Origin of the sequence: Vibrio sp. SBT000027 (genome assembly GCF_963894355.1) — a bacterium.
GTDB classification, from domain to species: domain Bacteria; phylum Pseudomonadota; class Gammaproteobacteria; order Enterobacterales; family Vibrionaceae; genus Vibrio; species Vibrio splendidus.
Genome location: NZ_CAWQGD010000004.1, coordinates 419,493 through 441,483, shown reverse-complemented (window position 1 = coordinate 441,483; position 21,991 = coordinate 419,493). Strand labels below are relative to the sequence as shown.

17 protein-coding genes are annotated in these 21,991 nt (G+C 43.3%); 5 read left to right on the top strand and 12 right to left on the bottom strand.

Translation table 11 applies throughout. From position 1 onward, the window contains the following. Positions 1-106: 106 nt before the first annotated feature. From AACU28_RS11965 to AACU28_RS11955, 3 genes are all read right to left on the bottom strand, one after another. Positions 107-1,333 (bottom strand): ABC transporter substrate-binding protein, encoded by a 1,227-nt coding sequence (locus AACU28_RS11965; protein ID WP_004734434.1) that lies wholly within the window; start codon positions 1,331-1,333, stop codon positions 107-109. A gap of 177 nt (positions 1,334-1,510) precedes the next feature. Then, positions 1,511-2,362, bottom strand: a complete 852-nt coding sequence (locus AACU28_RS11960) for a carbohydrate ABC transporter permease (protein ID WP_004734435.1) — start codon at positions 2,360-2,362, stop codon at positions 1,511-1,513. After that, positions 2,362-3,282: a carbohydrate ABC transporter permease gene (locus AACU28_RS11955; protein WP_004734436.1), complete on the bottom strand. Its 921-nt coding sequence runs from the start codon at positions 3,280-3,282 to the stop codon at positions 2,362-2,364. Before AACU28_RS11955 ends, AACU28_RS11960 begins: the two co-directional genes overlap by 1 nt. Positions 3,283-3,578: 296 nt before the next feature. On the opposite strand from AACU28_RS11955, the gene AACU28_RS11950 reads away from it, so the two are divergent. From AACU28_RS11950 to AACU28_RS11940, 3 genes are all read left to right on the top strand, one after another. Further along, positions 3,579-4,661: an ABC transporter ATP-binding protein gene (locus tag AACU28_RS11950; RefSeq protein WP_017087456.1), complete on the top strand. Its 1,083-nt coding sequence runs from the start codon at positions 3,579-3,581 to the stop codon at positions 4,659-4,661. A 281-nt stretch (positions 4,662-4,942) separates the two neighbouring features. Beyond that, a complete protein-coding gene (locus tag AACU28_RS11945; protein WP_121602990.1) occupies positions 4,943-6,283 on the top strand; it encodes an MATE family efflux transporter in 1,341 nt (446 codons plus the stop codon). Between the two features lie 291 nt (positions 6,284-6,574). Beyond that, positions 6,575-6,877, top strand: a complete 303-nt coding sequence (locus AACU28_RS11940; protein ID WP_017084205.1) for a DUF1330 domain-containing protein — start codon at positions 6,575-6,577, stop codon at positions 6,875-6,877. Between the two features lie 190 nt (positions 6,878-7,067). On the opposite strand, the gene AACU28_RS11935 is transcribed toward AACU28_RS11940, so the two are convergent. Then, positions 7,068-8,765 (bottom strand): solute:sodium symporter family transporter, encoded by a 1,698-nt coding sequence (locus tag AACU28_RS11935; protein WP_121602989.1) that lies wholly within the window; start codon positions 8,763-8,765, stop codon positions 7,068-7,070. A gap of 101 nt (positions 8,766-8,866) precedes the next feature. Then, positions 8,867-10,969 (bottom strand): alpha-galactosidase, encoded by a 2,103-nt coding sequence (locus tag AACU28_RS11930; RefSeq protein ID WP_121602988.1) that lies wholly within the window; start codon positions 10,967-10,969, stop codon positions 8,867-8,869. Between the two features lie 248 nt (positions 10,970-11,217). Here AACU28_RS11930 and AACU28_RS11925 point away from each other — a divergent pair, with 248 nt between their 5' ends. Further along, positions 11,218-12,291 carry a LacI family DNA-binding transcriptional regulator gene (locus AACU28_RS11925; protein WP_065606112.1) on the top strand — a complete coding sequence of 358 codons (1,074 nt, stop codon included), beginning with the start codon at positions 11,218-11,220 and terminating at the stop codon, positions 12,289-12,291. 234 nt (positions 12,292-12,525) lie between these two features. Here AACU28_RS11925 and AACU28_RS11920 read toward each other — a convergent pair whose 3' ends face one another. Further along, positions 12,526-13,452, bottom strand: coding sequence for a LysR family transcriptional regulator (locus AACU28_RS11920; protein ID WP_102533775.1), 927 nt, complete (start codon positions 13,450-13,452; stop codon positions 12,526-12,528). Between the two features lie 100 nt (positions 13,453-13,552). Here AACU28_RS11920 and chrA point away from each other — a divergent pair, with 100 nt between their 5' ends. Next, positions 13,553-14,701, top strand: a complete 1,149-nt coding sequence (chrA, locus tag AACU28_RS11915; RefSeq protein WP_121602987.1) for a chromate efflux transporter — start codon at positions 13,553-13,555, stop codon at positions 14,699-14,701. A gap of 150 nt (positions 14,702-14,851) precedes the next feature. Here the strand turns inward: chrA and AACU28_RS11910 are convergent, their stop codons facing one another. The 6 genes from AACU28_RS11910 to AACU28_RS11885 are packed head-to-tail and all read right to left on the bottom strand — an operon-like array spanning position 14,852 to position 21,964. Continuing rightward, positions 14,852-15,772 carry a glycosyltransferase family 2 protein gene (locus tag AACU28_RS11910; RefSeq protein WP_121602986.1) on the bottom strand — a complete coding sequence of 307 codons (921 nt, stop codon included), beginning with the start codon at positions 15,770-15,772 and terminating at the stop codon, positions 14,852-14,854. Then, positions 15,765-17,546, bottom strand: coding sequence for a hypothetical protein (locus AACU28_RS11905; protein WP_121602985.1), 1,782 nt, complete (start codon positions 17,544-17,546; stop codon positions 15,765-15,767). The genes AACU28_RS11910 and AACU28_RS11905 overlap by 8 nt, the downstream gene beginning before the upstream one ends. 18 nt (positions 17,547-17,564) lie before the next feature. Beyond that, positions 17,565-18,569 (bottom strand): tetratricopeptide repeat protein, encoded by a 1,005-nt coding sequence (locus tag AACU28_RS11900; protein WP_017080032.1) that lies wholly within the window; start codon positions 18,567-18,569, stop codon positions 17,565-17,567. Continuing rightward, positions 18,566-19,537, bottom strand: a complete 972-nt coding sequence (locus AACU28_RS11895) for a type II secretion system F family protein (RefSeq protein ID WP_102498635.1) — start codon at positions 19,535-19,537, stop codon at positions 18,566-18,568. The genes AACU28_RS11900 and AACU28_RS11895 overlap by 4 nt, the downstream gene beginning before the upstream one ends. A gap of 3 nt (positions 19,538-19,540) precedes the next feature. After that, positions 19,541-20,506 carry a type II secretion system F family protein gene (locus tag AACU28_RS11890; protein ID WP_102498636.1) on the bottom strand — a complete coding sequence of 322 codons (966 nt, stop codon included), beginning with the start codon at positions 20,504-20,506 and terminating at the stop codon, positions 19,541-19,543. Positions 20,507-20,515: 9 nt separating this feature from the next. After that, positions 20,516-21,964 (bottom strand): CpaF family protein, encoded by a 1,449-nt coding sequence (locus AACU28_RS11885; protein WP_121602984.1) that lies wholly within the window; start codon positions 21,962-21,964, stop codon positions 20,516-20,518. Positions 21,965-21,991: the final 27 nt, after the last annotated feature.

The following is a 21,991-nucleotide window of genomic DNA, read 5'->3' as shown; positions in this document are numbered from 1 at the left end:
CTCCATAACATTCAAACATGACGAACACCAACGAATCAGCACTGGCAATAATCCCTAAAGAGACAAAAGAAAAGCCGCAGCCAGAACCGCTGCGGCTATTGAGATATTACTTAAAGGTACGCTTGCTCACCTTATCGAGTTTCTTTAAGATTTTTTCGATTCGGTCAGGGTGAACCATAAACTCTTGGAAACCTTTCATGCCCTCTTTGGCCATCGCAGGATCGGTATCACGGTCATAGAACTGAGCCGTACCATCGGTAGAAGCAAGCATTGCTACACCTTTATCTAAGAACGGATCTGACTTGGCTTTGGCTTTATTGTTGGTCGGGATTTGTAACAGCATCTCATTGATCAGCTGTTGGTTTTCAGCGCGAGCAACAAACTCTAAGAACTTACGAGCATCTTCCTTATTTTTTGCTTTAGAAGGAATGTGTAACGTATCCATTGGCGCGTCTTCTGACATCGGAATACTTGGGTCGATGACAGGAAATTGGAAGAAATCCATCTTGCCATCTAACTCAGCAGGGAAGTTAGGCGTGATGAAGTTCCCCATGAGGTACATCGCCGCTTTACCGTTGTACAAGAAAGGTTGAGCTTCTTGCCAAGAATAAGAGGCGTGATTTTCTAGATAGTAACCAGGCTCAACAAGCTCAGCCCAGTTAGCGAACGTTTTCTTCACACGTTCGTCAGAATAAGGCACCTTGCCTTCCATCAACTGAATATGGAAATCCAAGCCGTTGGTACGCATGTTGATGTAATCAAACCAACCCGCAGCAGTCCACAAGTACTTAGTACCAATCGCAAACGGTGCTACACCATTTTCTTTCAGCGTTGCCGATGCCGATTTCAGATCATCCCATGTTTTAGGTTCAGCAATTCCATACTGTTCAAAGATGTCTTTTCGGTAGTAGATACCCCATTGGTAATACGTGTATGGCACACCAAATTGCTTGCCATTTACCGTCATTGCAGGTGCGGCTGACGCGAAGTCTTGCTTCATGTTGTTGTCAGTCCAAATATCACTCACATCTTCAAACAGGCCGCGGTCAACAAAGGCTTTCATTCGGTTACCCGCATACCAAAAAACCACGTCCGGCGGCGAAGTGACCAACCAATTACGAATCGTTGTTTTATACGACTCGTGATCGTACAAATTGTACTTAACCGTAATATCTGGGTTTTCTTTTTCAAAGCGGTTAATGATCTCACCCCACGCCTCTTTCGGCGCTGGATCAGAAGCATCAGAGTTGATGACTAAGGTGCCAGCAAACGATGTTGCAGACATGGAGGCAGCGAGCACTGCAGAGGCAGCGATATGTTTCACGTATTTCATATTGAGGTCCTTGTTATGGAGCTAAGCTCTCTAAGTCCAATTCTTATTGTTTTCTCTCGTAGGGTGGTTCGTGTTTTAGTTTCTCTTCAATGATTCATCCATTCGGGATGTCGGTAGCAATAACGGCTTATAACAGCCGATATTGCTAGGTTCGTGTATCGATTCTTATCTCTTTATTTACCCTTTGGTCGCACCTAATGTCAGGCCTGCGATAAAGTGCTTTTGCATGGTAAAGAACAGCACTACCGGTGGGATAGCCGCGACCACTGCACCCGCCGACATAAACTGCCAAGACGCCAGCCATTGGCCTTGAAGTGAGCTCAACCCCGCAGTCACAGGGCGAACGTCATCACTCTGAACCAGTACTAGTGCCCAGAAGAAATCGTTCCAAATAAAGGTAAACACCAACACGGCTAACGCCGCTAAAGCTGGGCGAACCAAAGGGAGTACGACATGCCAGAATATTTTCCATTCACTCACCCCTTCAACACGCGCCGCTTCGATCAAGGCATCAGGGATCCCGACGATAAAGTTACGCATGAACAAGGTACAAAAGCCGGCTTGAAAAGCGATATGGAAGAAAATCAGCGCCCAATGGGTATCGTAAAGGCCAAGTCCAATCGTTAGATCACGCACTGGAATCATCAAAATTTGGAACGGAACAAAGTTGCCCGCGATAAACATCGCAAAGATCCAAACGTTGGCTTTGAAGTTGTATTTCGCCAAGGCATACCCAGCCAGAGTCGAGAGTGCGACAGCCCCTGCGACCGCTGGCAATGTGATGATCAAGCTATTGATTAGGTACTGCCCCATCGAGGTCGAGGTAAAAACTTGGGTGTAGTTCTCTATGAATTGAATCTCGCTCGGCCAGCCCCAGTAATTACCTTTGTTGATGTCATCCATTGAACGAATCGACGTCATCATCACGGCGATTAGCGGTAATAACCACATCACGATCGAGATAGGTAACGCGACTCGGTAGCTGATATTAGTAAAGCGACCGGCTTTTTGAATTGGTTGCGGAAACATTATTTTTCACTCCTTAACATGCGCCACAAGAAGTAAGCGATATAGATATCCATAATCAGAAACAGCACCACAGAAACCGCTGCACCGTAACCCATTCGATAGTTAAAGATAGACTCTTCATACATTTGATACGCCAGTACCGTCGAGCTGCCCCAAGGTCCACCCGCCGTCATGGTTGCCACTAAATCGAAAGAACGCAGGGCACCAATCACGGTCACGACCACGGCGATAAAAGTCGCCGGTCTTAGTTGAGGAAGCACCACATACCAGAGCATGCGCCACTTCTTTGCACCATCCAGTCGCGCCGCTTCTAATTGCTCTGGGTCGAGGTTATTCAACCCCGTGAGATACAAGATCATGCAGTAAGAGATTTGTGGCCATAGACCTGCGGCAATGATCCCGTAGGTCACATAGTCTTCGTCAGCGAGTATGGAAATAGGCTCAAAACCGAACGCACCCAATACCATATTGAAAAGGCCAAATGAGGGATCATAGAACCAGGAGAACACTAGACCAACCACGACTTGAGAGATAACAAAGGGGAAGAAAAATAAGGATTTTACGACACGAATGCCTTTCACTTGTTGGTTTAAGAAAAGGGCAATCGCTAAGCCACACGGTGGCGCGAGCATAAAGAAGATCAACCAAAGGAAGTTATTCGTTAACGAAGTATAAAAAGCATCTGAGTCAAATAGCTCACGATAGTTCTCAAGCCCCACCCACTCTTTTTCACCTAGCCCGTCCCACTCAAAGAAGCTCAGCCAGATACTGTCCAAGATGGGGTAGATAACATAGAGAGAGAAGATAGCGATGGCTGGCGCCAAGAACAGCCAAGGCGACACCTTAGAACTAATGCGCCTTTTCTTTTTCGCCGATGGGATGCGATTTTCTGGGTATATCGTTTTCACAGATTGCTCCATTTCCCGAAATTCCTTGTATTAAAAGCTTCATTTACTATTTGATTAATTTCCACCTAGATTTCTAAATTCAATCTAGCAACTCAGCATTTATGGTAATTACGTTCAAATATTAGGCTTATTGATAATATTACGCACAGTTATGTTTTATTTTTGTAAACGTTTCCACAAAAATCAGTATAGATCGCCAAATTTATATGACCACGATCAATAAATCATGCGAGGCACCTAACAAATTTCTGATGAAAGCGTATGTTTTAAAGGCAAAGAGATGCAGTCCAACGAAGCAAGGAGAGAGCATGGCTGATATCAGCTTAAAACAGGTCATCAAACGATATGGTGATGTTCAAACGATCCATGGTGTTGATCTAGAAATAAGTAACGGCGAATTCGTAGTATTCGTTGGACCGTCTGGTTGCGGCAAATCAACTCTCTTACGCTTAGTTGCTGGCTTGGAAGAGATTACTGAAGGTGAGATCCATATTGGCGATGATCTGGTTAACGATGTCGATCCTGCCGAGCGTGGTGTGGCGATGGTATTCCAATCCTACGCCCTTTATCCGCATATGACGGTTGAAGAAAACATGGGCTTTGGCCTGAAAATGAACGGGGTAGCTAAAGAAGTCGTCGAGAAACAAGTCACCAGTGCAGCGAAAACGCTTCAACTAGATCCTTTATTGAAGCGTAAACCTAAAGAACTGTCAGGTGGACAGCGTCAGCGTGTTGCTATTGGTCGAGCGATTGTTCGCAACCCAAGAGTGTTCTTATTCGACGAGCCTTTATCAAACTTAGATGCTGAACTTCGTGTCGATATGCGGTTACAAATCGCCAAACTACACCAAGATCTGCAAAATACCATGATTTATGTCACGCACGATCAGGTCGAAGCAATGACGCTCGCTGACAAGATCGTGGTACTAAGAGACGGTCGAGTAGAACAAGTCGGTTCACCTCTCGAACTGTATCATTCTCCACAAAATGAGTTCGTGGCTGGCTTTATTGGCTCTCCGAAAATGAACTTCTTACCGTGTATCGTGAACAGCACCTCAGAAACTCATGCCCAACTGACCGTCAATGGACTTAATAAAATGACTCTACCATTGCCAAGTGATGGCCTTGCCGAAGGACAAAAATTGACTCTTGGTATTCGACCAGAACATTTGGAGATCAATGGCGAGTCAGATATCACGATTGAGTTCCAGAGCGAAGTGGTAGAACGATTGGGCAATAGTACCTATATGTTTGGCCAATCATGTGGCGTTGATAGCTTTAAGGTCCACCTACCTGGCGATCAGGAAGTCGCACGCTATCAGTCTCTCAATTTAAATTTCGCATCAAAAGATTGCCATCTGTTTGATGCTGAAGGTCAGCGTATTAACTAGACTTTAAAAACGGTAGAGCTAGCTCGATGTCGCTAGCTTTACCACTTCATTTCAAACTCATTTCTTGTGCCACTTTTAAGTAGTTAAACGCTTCCACTTTCTTCCTCTTTACCTTATGAAACACCTCTCAAAAGTTTCATAACTCACACCTAAATGTTGGCCTCAGAAGACTTATTCGAACTTTATTTACCCTTAATAGCTATCCGGACATTAATTTGATAGTCGTTTACTCAATAATGGCTAAACTATAGTGTCGCTTACCCCTTTCTGAGAAAACCCAAATGCCTAATGCTGATTCCACCCTAAATAAACGCATGGGAATCGTTGCGCTCACCTGGCCAATTTTTATCGAAGTTCTTCTAAGAACCGCACTCAACACCAGTGATGTATTCATGTTGTCGGGGTACTCAGACAAAGCCGTGTCTGCCGTTGGGGTTATCTCTCAGATATCCTTTTTTCTGATCATCGTCTCAACCATGGTCAGCAGCGGTACAGGCATCCTAATCGCACAATACAACGGTGCCTCTCGCACTCAAGAGAGCGCTCATGTGGGCGTGGCGAGTATTATCTTGGCCATTATTACCGGTGTGTTACTCAGTATTATTGCGATTCTTGGTGCTGAATATTTTATTCCGCTCTACCAACTGGAAGCTCAAGTCGAACAGTACGCTCAAGAGTATCTGTTTATCAGTGGTGCTCTCACCTTTAATGTCACGATAGGTGTCGTTCTCACCACGATTCTACGCAGCCATGGCTATTCAAAATCACCGATGGTCATCAACATGATTGCAGGTGTTATCAACATCTTCGGCAACTACTGCGCACTTTACCAACCTTTCGGGTTGCCAGTGTACGGCGTACAAGGGGTTGCAACAGCGACAGTCATTAGCCAAGTGATCGGCTTATTGATATTAATCGGTGTCGTAAGAAACAGAGGCATTGACCTACCGATGAAACAGTTCAAATCTGTGCCTAAAGCTATCTATCAAAAAATCATGAAGATCGGCTCTATGAATGCTGGAGAAGTACTCTCTTACAACATGGCGCAAATCAGTATTACCTTCTTTGTGGTTCAGATGGGAACGTCTTCATTGGCCGCATTTACTTACGCACAAAACATCGCACGTCTCTCTTTTGCCTTTGCCTTAGCCATCGGCCAAGGTAGCCAAATCCAAACGGGTTATTACATTGGTAAAGGTTGGATAGATGAGATAGCCAACCGTGTACAACGCTATTTTGTGGTTGGTTTCATCGCCTCTATCAGCATTACCTGCGTGGTCTATATTTTCCGATTCGAGATTTTGGATCTCTTCACTCAAGATCCAGAGATCATCGCACTGACTGCCGCACTCATCGCAGGCTCGATACTTTTAGAAGGTGGTCGCGTGTTTAATCTGATTTTCATTTCTTGCTTAAAAGCCGCAGGCGATATTAAGTTCCCGATCAAAATGGGCATTCTTAGCATGTGGGGCATTGGCGTTGCGATGAGCTATTTACTTGGTGTGCATTGGGGTTATGGCGTATTTGGTGCTTGGATGGCAATCGCGATGGACGAATGGTTCCGCGGATTGATTATGGTTCGTCGCTGGCGAGCGAAGAAATGGACTCGATTCTCTTTGTAGATCATTTAGAGCCTTGCTGATTACCACTCGAGCTATGTGTTAGAACCCATGTTAATACTGTGCCCAGAAACACTCTGGGTACACTCAATAAGGTACTTGTACCTAACTCAAAATGACAGCCCCCACCTAATGTTACTTTCAGATAACCCGAGTTGCCCTCCATTAGTTATAAATTCATCAAAAGCGCACTACTATTACCTTACTCGTTAACTATGTCGTTAATGACCGAATGCTAAGCACGCACTGCTACTAATAAGCACAAAGCCACTGGCATGATAGGAGAACAAGATTATGTCTTATTACTCAGTACTAGAAGTTACGCCAACCACTGACGCTTGGGTCGCTGATTACATCGAACCAGCAACCAGACTCGTCACAAAATATGGCGGTAAATATCTAGCTCGCACTGCTAGCCACGAAAACGTAGAAGGTAACGCTGAGCAGCCTGCATTGCGTGTCATCATTGAGTGGCCATCAAAGCAAGCTGCCGTTGATTTCATTAATGACGCGGAATATGCCCCACACTTAGCTGCACGCACTGCAGGTTCAGTTAGCCACCATGCGCTTATCGAAGGTAAAGACGACCTAGCGTAATCGAGAGTCCAATTTCCGATTAATATTTAGATATAAAAAGACCCCCAATAATTGGTGTCCAACTATTGGGGGTCAGTTCATAGCGCGGCTTTTTTTATTCACTTTATAGTAATTAGCCTATGGCGAACCTTTTACTCAAAATCTATAAACTATTAAATAATATCAGATAGTTAAAAGCCAATTTAAGTAATTAAACCGGAGCTTCAATGCCCTTCTGACGCTTTGCTAATCGGCCAAAAATACCGACTAACATTACAATGCCGCACACACCGTACACCTGCATGATGGTTGGATCATCCGAGACAAAACCAACATCAGAGAACATCACGTAAGCACCTAATACCATGTAGAGAATGATAGCCGAAGCTTCGAAACGGAACTTCCAAGGTGTGACATCGATATTTTCATTCACAGGCATCACGTAATCATCTTCACGTGGCATAAAGTAGCCAATGATGAACATCAGCGCTGTACATACAACAAACAGAATCGCCAATTGGTGTAAGAAGTGAATAGGTGTTTTGAACACTAACTGCATCGCAGCGTATGAACTTACAAATACCACCAATGCCACTTTAGCCGCTAGAGCTGGCACACGTTTAGAGATGTAACCCACAAACACGATAGTGAAGATTGGCACACTGAAGAAGCCCGCTACCATTTGTAGGTATTGGAACAAACCTTCTGGTGCGTACATGATGAACGGTGCAATGCACACAGAGATAATCGCGATCACAACGCCAAAGATACGGCCTTTACCCACCAGCTCTTCATCTGTTTTACCTTGGCCAAACAAAGGTTTGTAGACATTCAATGCAAATAGAGTGGTCGAACTGTTAAGCACACCATTAAATGTACTTAGGATGGCACCAAACATAACCGCGACAAAGAAGCCAACCAACGGCTTAGGCAAAACTTCGTTAACCAAGCGCGTGTACATAGTGTCTGGATTACCGGCATCTGCACCAAACATGTGGAATGCGATGATGCCTGGAATAATTAGGAACAGTGGAGAGATAACCTTAATCGCACCAGCAAGAATCACCCCTTTCTGACCTTCTTTTAAGTTCTTAGCACCCAACGCACGCTGGATGATTGATTGATCCGTACCCCAGTAGTAAAGGTTCACAAGTAGAAGACCTGTAAACAAGGTTGAGAACGGCAGTGGATCAGTATCTGTACCAACCGATTGCAGTTTCTCTGGCGCTGCATAAAGCAGAATATCCAAGCCAGCACCAAAGCTGCCCTCGCCCAACACCATCAAACCAAACACGGGGATCATCATGCCGCCAACAATCAGGCCTACGCCATTAATCGTATCCGCAATCACAACCGCTTTTAGGCCGCCATAAATCGCGTAAAAGAAGCCAAGTAGACCAATCGTCGCCGAAATAAGGGCTATTGAACTAAACTCTGAAATATTTAGCAGAGCTTGAACATCAAAGATCTCCCCTAAAACAACGGCACCGGCATAAAGTGTGGTTGGCAAGATATTGATGACGTACTGGCACAAGAAAAGTAACGTCACAAACTTCTTCACCGACATGTCGTAACGGCTCTCTAAGAAGTCTGGAATCGTCGTTATCCCTTGCTTCAGGTAACGCGGTACCAGCATCAGAGCGATGATTACTAAAGTGACACCAGAGGCCACTTCCCACCCCATGACACTCATGTTGTGGGTATAAGCTTGTGCACTCATACCAACAAAGCTAGTCGCGCTTAAGTTGGTTAAAATTAGGGAGCTGGCAATCAAACCACCGGTTAAGCTTCTTCCGCCGAGAAAGAAGCCGTCTTGTGAGGTGTTCTTGTCATTTTTAACTTTGTTGTAGGTAAACGCGACAACAAAACCAGTAAATAACAAGAATGACAGCAGAACTGTAATAGACATTTTGTTTTCCTTAAGTTTAGTTATTGCGGCAGCAATTCCTCGCTGCCGATTATATTTTTATATTTAGAATTTTATTTGTAGGGGAGCTCAGAGTTAACGCTTCATATCTTTTTCAGATGAACAATCAAGGCTGACTCTGGGTCTAGAATCGGTAAGGTCAATCCAATTTCCTTGAGGTTATCGCCACTCAGGGTCAACGTTTTGTCGAGCCATTGGGGGCGCTGTTTCATCAACTGGAAACTGGTTTTTGGCATGTCCACTAACTTCACTTGATACATCGCGTTGTCTTCCACACAGCTAATACGAAGTGGCGAAGGCAGAGCATATTCAGGCATCGCCAATTGGCACACGGTGATCAGCATTTCATCGTCATTTTCAACGCCATAAATATTCTGATTTTTGTCCGAAGGATCCATTCGGAAACTACGACCAGAATGCAAAACATGACGAAATTGCTTATGCAGTGAGATGTAATGTGAGAATGCTTGTTTCTCTTCCGGTGACTCTTTAACAGGGTCAAGCTCAACACCCATGTGCCCCATGAGTGCAGTTACACCACGCATATTGATGCTGTGACGACGGTTGGTTGAGTGGCATTCTGCTGGGCCAATGTGCGCCCCCATCACTTCTGGTGGGAAGAAGTAACTCATGCCTTTCTGAATGGCTTGGCGCTCTAAAGCATCATTACAATCCGATGCCCAGAAACGATGGGTTCGTTTTAGAATTTCAAAATCGATACGGCCGCCGCCCGAAGAACAAGATTCAATCTCGACTTCTGGGTGCGCTAAATTCAACTCATCAACAAGGCGGTATAGCGCTTTAGTTTGACCATGCACAGCAGCTTTACCTTGATGCCCAGGTTGAACCAACTCTCGGTTCATGTCCCATTTAAGGTAAGTGATGTTGTATCGAGTCAAAAGCGCATTGAGGCGTTCATACAAGTAGTTAAAACACGCTTCATTTTGTAGGTCTAACACATACTGCCAACGGCCAGATGGTTGATGATACCCTTGTAAACCAAGCACCCAATCAGGATGATTTCGGTAAAGATTAGAATCTTGGCTTACCATTTCAGGTTCAACCCAAAGGCCAAACTCCATACCCTGTTGGTTTACATGTTCAATCACAGGCTCTAAGCCATTTGGATATTTCACCTCATCCAAATACCAGTCGCCCAGTGCCGTGCGTTCACCATCACGCCCCACAAACCAACCATCATCAATAATGAAACGCTCAACGCCCATCACGCCCGCTTCTGTTGCCATCTTCATGATGTAGTCAGGCTTGTGATCAAAATAGATCCCTTCCCATGTGTTTAAATGAACGGGACGAGGTTTATCGGTTGGGAATTTAATAATGTTGTCGCGAACAAATTGTTGAAAGCGTTGCGCGATGCCATTTAAACCTGAGTTGCTGTAACAGCCATAGAGCCAAGGTGTCTGATAAGTAGCCTCTGGTTCTAGAATCGATTCACCCGCTAGCAATAACTCTCCCGCTTGAACAAAGCGGCGGCCATCACTACGAACATCCGCGCGCATTTGGTGGTTACCGCTCCAACCCAAATGAAATCCCCACACCAAACCGTTCTGCTCTGAGAACCCTTGAGTGCCTGCAAACATGCCAGGGAAGTTTTCATGTGAAGTACGACCGCGACGGTTCTCTTGCATGAAGCCGCCGTGTTCAAAACGCTGACGTTGCGTTTGAAATTCATGACACCAACGGCCATGGAACGTCATGAGTTCGTTGGCATGATTCGGCAATGGCAACGTAGAAGAAAGCTTATTCAGGTAGTATTTATTGCTGCCTTTATTGGTGACGGTTACACGCTTTTGGACGACGTCAGATTCGGAATCCAGCTTAATCTCTACCTTAAGGTTCAGTTGAGCAACCTTGTCTTCAAGGAAAAAACACGCCTCTTGATCTTGAGCATCGTAACGAACGGTCTTAAAGACAGGAGCCCAATCACGCCCTTCTCTGTGACCTTCAATGCCTGGAGCGTTAAAGTGTCCACTGCCTAACTCAGGGCAAAGAGAAAGTGGCACATCCACATCAAGTCGAGCTTGAGAAATCGGTCTTTCTGTCGAAAGCAGAAGATCTTCATCAATACTTGCGATCTTTGCCCCCCAATGCAAAACCTCTGGAACACGCCCTGATTTAATGATCAAACTATGGTTTTTACTCTTTAAGTGAATAAATTCGTTCATTACTAATCTCTATTGTTTTCGTAAACATAATATAGAAATAATAGTGAACCCATCACGCCAGATTAGTATCCAAAACCCACAAAATCGTGATGTAAATTGGCTTTAATATTCGAAAAATTTGCACAAGATCGACTGTTTCCGGAAACATTTTTAATGTTTTAAAAGACATTTATTTGAGAGTGAGCAGAGTTTAGTTTGGTAAATTTCGGTAGGCTTATTTCACTCTAAAATATTCGATGAGCAGAGCGATGAGTATCACCTTCAAAGACGTAGCAAAACTGGCAGGGGTATCTACCCAGACAGTATCTCGAGTAACCAATGGCTCACAAGACGTCGCGGAATCCACCCGCAACAAGGTTAACGCCGCCATAAAGCAACTGGGTTATGTACCCAATAAAGGTGCTCAAATGCTCAGTCGAGCCAAGTCCACCAGCGTTGGTTTAGTCACGCTCGATATGGCACTGCATGGCGCAGCAATGATCGCCAATGGCGTGCGAATGCAGGCTCATGATATGGGTTATGGCGTCGCTTTCTCTGTTGTTTCCGAGCCTAATCTCGCGAACACCCGTGAGGCTATTCGTGAACTGATGGCTCAACAGGTCGACAGCATTATTCTGAATGTGCCTTTAGAGAGTGCCGATGCAGAATGGTTAGTGGAACAATATCAGCACCTCAACCTTATCTTCATTGATGTTCCCTCTAACAGCCAAGTGAACTATGTTTGCGGTGATCATGCGGAAGGAGCAAAACTGGCGGCTCAACATCTACTTGAGAGCGGACGAACGGACTTCCTGTTAATCACTGGTCCGAACGAATCCAGCGCCTCAAAGATTCGTCACCAAAGTTGGTTAGCCGCGTTATCAGATGCAGAGAGTAAGGTGCAGTATCAATATCAAGGAAACTGGCAAGCAGAAAGTGGTTATCTTGGTGTTCGAGAAGCTGTCGCTAAACAAGCCGTATTTGATGCCGTGTTAGTGGCAAGTGACCAGATGGCATTAGGGGTTTTACGCGCGCTGCAAGAGCTGCAGATTCCAGTCCCTGACAAGGTTGCTGTCGTCGGCTTTGATGGCATCGAGGACAGTGCGTTTTTTAATCCACCACTGACCACCATCAAACAGGACTTCACCACGATTGGCCGACAAGCAGTGGTACTTGCAGAGAAGCTCAACGCCAACTCACAAGATGCTTTACTGCAGCACCATATCGAAACGGCATTACTCCCAAGAGAAAGCAGCCAACCTAAGGTGACGGCTCACTATGAAAAACAAGAGATCGAGCAACTGCTAAAAAGGATTCAGACCCTTTTGCCAGAATCGACATAAAAGAAAAAGCGCTAGGGGGAGCTAGCGCTTTAAGACCAACTAAGTCCGTTTAGCCTGGTAGTTTTTTAAGCTATATCATGAGGATATAACCATTTTTTTACTTAGGTAAATCAAAAAGCCTATTCTTTACGACTGCTTTGAGTCGTAAATTAAGTATAGTCACGTTCTGGTAATTAACCGGATTTTTTTAGCGATAATTTGGACAAACTTAACGTCAAATCGCAGCTCATAAATTTACTCACTAATCACAGATGAAATAGCTTTAGCAATCAACTTTCTAAGTAATTTATTTTTATCATCTAGATGCTTTGCCTTGCGATAGACAAGCTGTATATCAAAATCCGGAACATCGATAGGTGGTTTCACCGCCAGTAAAGTATCTTCGGTATCAATATCATTACGCGCCACGAGCCGAGGAACAATACACAACAACTCTCGACCACGAATTAATCTTTTTACTGTCAAGAAGTTACTTGAAGATATAGCGACTTTTCGACTGAAACCTAGCTCAGCCAATCGAATATCAACACCCGTTTTTAGAGCCCCTGCAGGAGAAACCAATGCATGTTCTACAGACACAAACTGATCTAAAGACATTGGTTGTTCAATAGATAAAACCGACTGATCGAACAAACACACGTGTTGCTCTGTATACAAATGCTTTGTTCGATAAGGCTTTGGTACCTCACCAAAGCTGCCTATCGCAATGTCTAGCTTAGCCTCTTCAAATACCTGCTGGTAATTGGTTCGATTAACGTTAAGAAATGCAACTTGAGAGTTTGGCGAAGCTTGTTTAATAAAATCGAAGATCATTGGGCCAAACATCTGTTCCGCGTAATCGGTAAGCCCTATTTTCCAGCTGCCTCTATAACTATCAACTTCAAACCTTTTGGACAACAGAACTTCAGATTGAATAGTATTAAGCAACGCATCGACGGTGCTTGATAATTCAATGGCTCGGTCGGTCGCTTCCATCTTGCTACCGACACGCTCAAACAAAGGGTCATCAAACAGCTTTCTCAGTCTTTGTAAGCTATGACTCATCGCAGATTGGCTGACATAACAACGCTCAGCAGCCTTACTCACGCTATTCGTCTTATACAAAGCCTGCAGTGCAATCAATAAGTTAAGGTCAATTCCTTTCCAGTTAAAATCAGCCACAAATCAATCCCATTTCATTCATAATTATAATTAAAACAATTAATTTGAATCATAGTTCAACTCCACCTAAATTACGCTAAACATTTATCTGGAATCGATCATGCTTTCAATTTTTAAAACCTTTTTCTGGCTTGGCTGGATTAGCTTCGGTGGACCAGCGGCACACATTGGCTACTTCCGTAAAACCTTTGTTGAGAAACTGAATTGGTTATCCGACGAAGAGTACGGGCAAATTGTCGCCCTCAGTCAATTTCTGCCGGGTCCAGGCTCAAGTCAGGTTGGCTTCGCGGTTGGTTACAAAAAAGGTGGCTTAACCGGTGCGATTGCCGCATTTGTCGGCTTCACCTCCCCTTCAGTCATCCTAATGTTGATATTGGCCTTAGTGAGCAACCAGTTGTTAGAAGCGCCGCTTTTCATTTCAATCATCCACGGACTTAAGCTACTCGCGGTCGTGGTTGTAGCTGACGCCACTTTCGGCATGTACAAAAACTTTTGCCAATCAAAGGTAGCAACAGCACTGTGTGTGATCACCGCGATTGTTCTACTTTTGATTCCTGGGATCTGGCCTCAAGTCTTAGTGCTCCTATTTGCAGCAATCATTGGCAGCAAATTTTTAACCTCACACGAATTAAAAACAGCACCTTCGACGCACAAGATATCGTTAACACCACTCGTGATTTTCGTTGCTTTACTGGTTGGTCTGCCTCTATTCAGTGCTTACTCTCAAGGCATTGAAGTATTTGGCTTGTTCTACCAAGCAGGCAGCTTGGTATTCGGTGGCGGTCACGTGGTTCTTCCGTTGTTACAGAATGGCATTGGTGACCAACTGTCTCAAGATGCCTTCCTAACAGGCTATGCCGCAGCGCAAGCCGTACCGGGCCCGATGTTTACGTTAGCCACTTACCTAGGTTATGTATTAATGCCATCAGCACCGATCACAGGGGCACTGCTCGCAACGATTGCGGTGTTCTTACCGGGCTTCTTGCTGCTACTGGGCGTACTGAAGAACTGGCAGGCAATTGCGAGTAAGCCTCTAGTAGCTGGGGCGCTTACAGGTGTGAATGCGGCTGTAGTCGGCTTATTACTTGCGGCTCTATACCAACCCATCTTCACAAGTGCAGTGAGTAGCGGCTTAGACTTCGCTCTGATCATTGTTGGTGTTTGGCTATTGAAAACCGTGAAGATGCCGATTGTAGGTTTAGTGGGGATCTTCATGTTATTGGGTGCGATTACCGGTCTCGCAATCTAAGTAATAATTGAGAGTAAGAGGTAGGGGAGCTAGTCGCCTACTTCTTACTTTAATCAAAATCGTCATCACAGCAGCAGCTATACAATTGCAACTCCACCTAGCACTTCAAGCACTCGAGTGCAGCTCCCTTGGCCAAAAACCTCAGCCTAATTATTTATCGTCCTTAAATCTTAAAATAGAGAGTATTCTCATCTCTCGCCTACCTCGTGATACGTTATCGAGTATCAAACCGCAGAAAAAAGACATCACAGCGATCAAAGCTATTGAGCTAGACAAAACAGCTGTAGGTAGCCTTGCCACTAAACCCGTGTCAACGAATTCAACAATAACGGGAATACCTAAGCTCAATGAAATAAGACCAAGCAATATCGAGAGCACGCCAAAGAAAAACATTGGTTTTACATCTCTCAATAAGAACAAGATAAAGTTGAGGATCTTGAAGCCATCACTCAAGGTGTTCAGTTTGCTAGCGGTTCCTTCCGGCCTAGATTGGTACTGAGTTGAGACTTCTTTAATGGACATATTATGGTGTAACGCATGCACGGTGAGTTCTGTTTCTATTTGGAAGCCATCGCTGAAGATAGGTGCGGTTTTGACAAATCGATGGCTCATAATTCGATAGCCAGAAAATACATCATTCAATTGTGCATTGAATGCTAAGTTAATCAGTGATGAAAACATCTTGTTGCCAAGGATATGTCCTTTAGGATATGCACCAGAAGAGCGCTCGCGACTTCCAATAATCATATCGAGCTTTTCATTATTTAATTGCTCGATCAACACCGGGCACACTGACGCATCGTAAGTGTCATCGCCATCAGCCATCACATAAACATCAGCCTCAACATCAGAGAACATCCGCCTCACGACTTCCCCTTTACCTTGGCGAAGCTCATGTCGCACAATCGCCCCTGCTTGTAACGCCTCGTTGACCGTGTTGTCGGTTGAATTGTTGTCGTAAACATAAATGGATGCATCAGGTAAGGCTTTTTGAAAAGAGGTAACCGTTTCGCCAATGGCTCCGGCTTCGTTATAACATGGGAGTAATATTGCTACTTTCTGTTTATTCATGCTCACTCCTTACTTTAAAAACTCGGTAACCATCCTCAATTCCATCGTATGTAACATCTAGCCAAGCAGGAATGTTATCTCCATAAAGCCTTCTAATTAAAGAGTCCTCGCTTCCAGAATTCTTGAGGAGAGATAAGTGAGGATCATTACCGATCAATATATAATCAACCTTTTTATCTACTATTTTTTTTCTTGCCAGAAACATGTTCTCTTCCAGCATCACTTCGATTAAAAATTGGTTGCCCACAATATTTCTATGATAAGGAGCAGCAATTATACTGTTGTTCGTTTTAGCTAATACAGGTGCGCCAGTTTCTATTCCAGAAAGGATAGTATGTGAATTGATACCGTTATCTTTTAGTACATTAAAGATACTTGGTGACTTGTATTCATCATCAAAGGTAGTGGTAATTTCCCCTGTTGGAGACAATGCAATAATGAAAAATGCTACCGATAACGGAGATCCAGAAAAAATAATGATGATTTTTAATATTGTGGATCTGACATATTCAGATAGTTTAATAATAAAATATGCTTGAAAAGGTGCAGCTAAAACAAAGCACAACCTTATTACTCTAACCTGCCAAAATATCGCAAGAGCTAAATTAAACATGAATATGAGATACAGTACTGTACAGTGGTGATTTTTAATTCTTAAAACTGGGTATAGAATAGCGGGTACCAATAGTAAGGCATAGTTATCAACAGAAAAGAAACCTTTAATTTCTATGTAATCAACTACAGATTTAGCCTCGGTGACCTGATCTAGCCAGTACAGCTTAAGTATCGGTGGGTAATCAATAAACAAAGCACTGGTCAGTGAGGGATAAAGGATCACAACCGGAAATAAACACAACAAACCAAGGGAAACAAACAATAATATTCTTTGTTTTAAGCTCATGTCATCATTAGTCAATCGATTGTAAATATTAACAAACACCCAGCCACTAAGAAAAAGAATAATGAGAATGAATGATATTTCATCATATTTTAAAACAAAAAACTCATCGTAAGGTCTATTTAATAAAACAGCAAAAATAGAAAAAATAGTACAAGTTACGTATAGATTGGAGATGTAACTAAACCATCCGTTATGAAAAAAGCTGCAATGAACCGTATAAATGACAAAGAAAGCCATAAATAACAATATATTCTCCATTCCTGTCCACAACGATAAAGACAGAAAAGCAGATTGAGCGTAAACACGCCATGATTGTTTAAGATTGTGAATAGTAATAGGTGTTAAAGACAGAAACAGTGTTGCTAATATAAGTTGAATATTGTGATGATCAATAGAACCGGGTAAGAAATGAATAATTGAAGGGGAAGAAATAGCGAACATCATGCTTATGAAGCGATACTTACCTCCAAAGTAATGCTCACATAAATAAAAACATGACAGTGCGTAAAACAACAAATAAAACAATGGGACAATAGAAATTGAGATTGCATACGCAATACTGTCATCAACCATAAATAGCAATGGGAAAGCGACTAAAGATAGTATTAGGTCAGGAAATCGAGACCAATGAATAATAATACCATCAGCGGCATTGAAGTTGCTCATCGGCTCTAGATACCAATGGCCGTTCTTCATCCACTCTTGAAACTGAACAAAACGCATATAGTCGTCATTGTCATTCAAGTTGAGTATTGAAACGCTTTCCCACTTATAAAGAAATATCACTGTGGCACAAACTAGCCAAAGAGCAGAAATTGCAATGATATCTTTATTAAAGCTTTCGCTTTTAGGCAATATGAATATCCTTTTCATTGAGCCAAAATCAAATCCCTATTGCTCCATCTCTCTCACTTCCGCTAGTGCTCTGTTTAAGTTTTCATTAGCCACTTTATAGTAAGATGATTTTTTATTGATAGCTTGTTGTAAATAAGGAACTGCCTGGTCGGGCTTTCCTTGTAATATCAAGAAGTAGCCGACATTATTTAACGCCTCCGGAGCTTCCATATGCCTCATGAATACGTTGGTTGCTTTTTTTATATCCCCAGATGCTAAATAAATAAGCGCTAGGTTATTTTGAGCTTTTTCATTATTCGGATCCAACTCTAAAGCTGAACGCGTGTATTGATAGGCTTCCTTGTAGTTACCGTACATGTAATGAGAATAGCCCATATTCAACAAAGCTTTGACTGAACTTTTATCTATCGTCAGTGACTTTTTAAAGTACTCTTGTGCAATCTGATGCTTACCATCAACATCTTCCAGTACACCAATCCCCATATAAGCCAATGCAGGAGACATACTATCGACCTTCAAACTGGCCACTTCACTTTGGCTCAATGCTTGGTAGTTCTGGATAGTTTCACTGCTTTTTAAACGAACTTGGTCTGAATTAATCGCTTTAAAAAAATAACTCCGTCCTTCATCGGTACGACGTTGTTTGGTGTATAGAACGCCTAACTGCTCCAAAACTTCAGTGTGGGCGGGGTTAAAATCTAGCGCTGCAAGGTAAGCTTTCTCGGCCAACGCATAGTTACCGCGAGACGAATGTATTTGGCCAATAGTGAACAGAGTTTTATCGTGAAACTCTTTTTCAGGGAAAGACAAAGAGCGTATGTATTCATACAACGCCAAGTCTATATTGCTGTCTCGCAGAGCAATGTCACCGCGCATAATTGCTTCTTTTTCATTTAGCGGTGGATCATCACTAGTCAAACTATCGATTGGTTTACCCGAATACAATTCGGCATCAAATTGGTTGGTTGGTTCATCAGAAGATGCACAACCAAGTAGCAAAATTGGCAATAGTAGTAGAAGAAACTTATTGTATAACATCATAAACTTGCTCCCGGCGCACTTAATGCGTCCATTACGATCAAGAGTCCAGGGCCAAGTGCAACAATGAAAAAACAAGGCCAAATAAATATCAACATGGGGAATAACATTTTAGTCGGTATTTTCGCCGCGATTTCTTCAGCGGCTTGCTGACGCTTATCTCTAAAATCTTCAGTATAGTCACGGAGCGTTTGCGCTAAACTTCCGCCCATTCTCGATGCATGAGAAAGCAAAGAAACCAAGCCTTCCAATTCGACTAAACCGGTTCGTTCGATAAGCTGCCTAAGCGCATCAGGCATAGTGACGCCCGCTTGAATTTTAGCAAACACAGTCTCTAGTTCATCCGCAAGTTCAGGCTGAGAGATATAAAGCTCTGATGCAACACGTCCAAGAGCTGCATTAAAGCCAAGCCCTGATTCAGTACATACCACAAGAAGATCAAGCGCATCAGGGACGCCGTTTCTGATTTTTTTCTGACGCTCTTTTTGTAGCTTACTGAGAATAATATTAGGTGTGAATGTGCCAAGAAAAACACAGGTCATGATGAGTAATTTATTATACTCTCCACCTAACGCTATGTAATAAACCATAAAGCCCGCGACGATACCTATTAAGCTAGATAAAACCTTCAACGCATAGAAAACCGATAACGAGCTCTTCTCATGAAACCCTGCATGCATCAACTTTTCTGAGTAAGTTTCATTATCTTTTTTATTACCTTTACTTATAAAAGGGCTTAATGATTCTAACGTATTCGAGAAGTCGTATGGTTTTCTGCCAGTAGGTGCCCCGTCTTCTGATATCTGTCTCAGTTTCTTGTCCAAAGGAGAACGAGCTCCTAAAAATAGAAATCCAAGCGTTAGCGTTAACAAGACTGTTGTAAGCAAAATCATCGAATAGATAACCATCTGAGAGCTAACTCCAAAGTCTGCTAACATCTGCTTCCAAACTTCAATATTTAATAATTCCATAGGTTATATCTCTATGCTGATGATCTTTTTAATCCACAAGGCTCCGATAGCCAAAAGAACAATACCGACACTCACCATGGATAGGCCGCGGGGATCTTTATAGAGTGGCTCGATATACTCAGGACTAGCGACCCTTAATGCGAAAAACAAACCAAAAGGAGATAATGTTAAGATCCATGCGGATAAACGACTTTCAGCAGAGAGCGTTCTGACTTTCCTTTCCAGTTTAAAACGCGCTCTAAGTACTTCAGATACCTTTTGCAGATTCTCAGAGAGATTACCCCCAGTCTCTTTTTGCAACATTACAGCACTAGAAAATGCCAACATTGAGACGGTTGGTACTCGTTCTGTCATCTGTAGAATCGCCAAGCGTAAGTCATAACCATAGTTAAGTAGGTTATAAGTATTTTTAAATTCAATACCGATTGGATCTGGAAGTTCTTCGCCAACTTCATTGAATGATTGGACGAGCGGTTGTCCAGCTTGCAATGCGCGTCGAATAATATCTAAAGCCTCAGGAAGTTGTTCCTCAAATCGAGCCATTCGGTAAGTCACTCGATTTTGCACAAATAGATAAGCGATAACCCAAACAAAAATGAACGCCCCCACACTGATGAACCATACTTGGTTGGTCATTATCGATATCAACGTGAGCAACACACCACAAAGAGAAACAATGAGTAAAAAGCGGCTCAATGCCAATTTAAAGCCGGCTAGTTCTAGCATTTTCTTTAAGCCAGCAAAATATGGAATGACGATTAATTTGCGGTCTACTGGAGATAATTCTTTGTTATAGTGTTCTTTGAGTAATGATAAACTCTCTGCATCGATATTACGTTGCGTCTCTTTTAAGCGGCGAGACAACTCTTTGTGCTTCGCTTTTTTCCCTGCTGCAGGGAGCAACAAAGCTTGAGAGATAAAAAGCACCGCAATGAATAATAGACCTAATGAAACGCTTACATTGTCCATAATCTCTCCTTAACCTTTGGTCTCACTAAAGAGCTCGAAAGGCAGATCGAGTCCACGTTTGACTAACTGGTCATGGTATTGAGGAACGACCCCCGTTGCCGTGAAATAACCGATAATATTGCCGTCTTCATCAATACCTTTACGCTGAAAACGGAATATTTCCGACATCGTGATCACCTCACCTTCCATGCCGTTGATCTCTTGGATACTCACCATCCGACGCTTACCATCTTCTTGGCGCTCCATTTGAACAACAAGGTGTATAGCCGAAGCTATTTGAGCACGTAAATTTTTGGTTGATATGTTCCACCCTGCCATCGAGAACATGTTTTCGACACGACTTAAGGCATCACGAGGGGTATTCGCGTGAATGGTAGCAAGAGATCCATCATGACCGGTATTCATCGCCGCTAGCATGTCAACGGCTTCACTACCCCGCACCTCCCCAACCACGATTCGGTCTGGTCGCATACGCAAGGTATTTTTAACCAATTCACGCTGGCTGATTTCTCCCTTTCCTTCTAGGTTCGAAGGACGGGTTTCGAGGCGAATGACATGTGGTTGTTGCAGTTGTAATTCTGCCGAGTCTTCTATGGTAATAATTCGTTGGTCTCGCGGAATGAAACCAGAAAAGATATTCAGTGTGGTTGTTTTCCCTGACCCCGTCCCTCCTGAAATCAAGATATTCAGCTCACCTTTCACCGCAGCCTCCACAAATTTAGCCATCTGAGGCGAGACTGAGTCGTAACCAATTAAGTTATCCATCGTCAGACGATCGACAGCAAAACGACGGATCGAAACTGAAGGGCCATCGAGTGCGAGAGGCGGGATAATCGCATTCACACGGGAGCCATCAACTAAGCGGGCATCTACCATAGGTGATGCTTCATCTATCCGACGACCAACCTGGCTGACGATACGGTCAATAATGTTTCTTAAATGGCGGTCATCAAGAAAAGTATAGGGCGTTTTTTCGAGTTTCCCCCTTCGCTCAACGTAGACACTTTTTGGGCCGTTGACCAATATATCCGACACAGTTTGATCAGCTAATAAGGGCTCCAACGGGCCAAGGCCAAAAACTTCATCTTCTATCTGTTTGATGACCCGTTTACGACCTTCTGCGCTGAGTGCATGACTACCATCATCAGCCATCAACTGAACGATAGCTTCATGCAAATCTAGCTTAGCGCGCTCTTTCTCCAAGCTAGAAAGTAATCCTAAGTCTAACGTTTCAAGCAACTGCTTGTGAAAGAAGTGTTTGATTGATAATTCTTGCTCCAGTACTTTTCGAGCTTCATCGATCGCTTTCTCCTTTTCAACGCTCGCTTCTGTCCGAGAGTGACTGGACGTCTCAGCACTTGATAAACGTTCAACAGGATTGGCATCTTCTGAATCATGCGAAATCTGTTCTACTTTTTTTTCAAACTCTGGATTTACATTTTTTCGTTTAAAGAACATCACAATCCCTCGTGTTTACTTTTCATC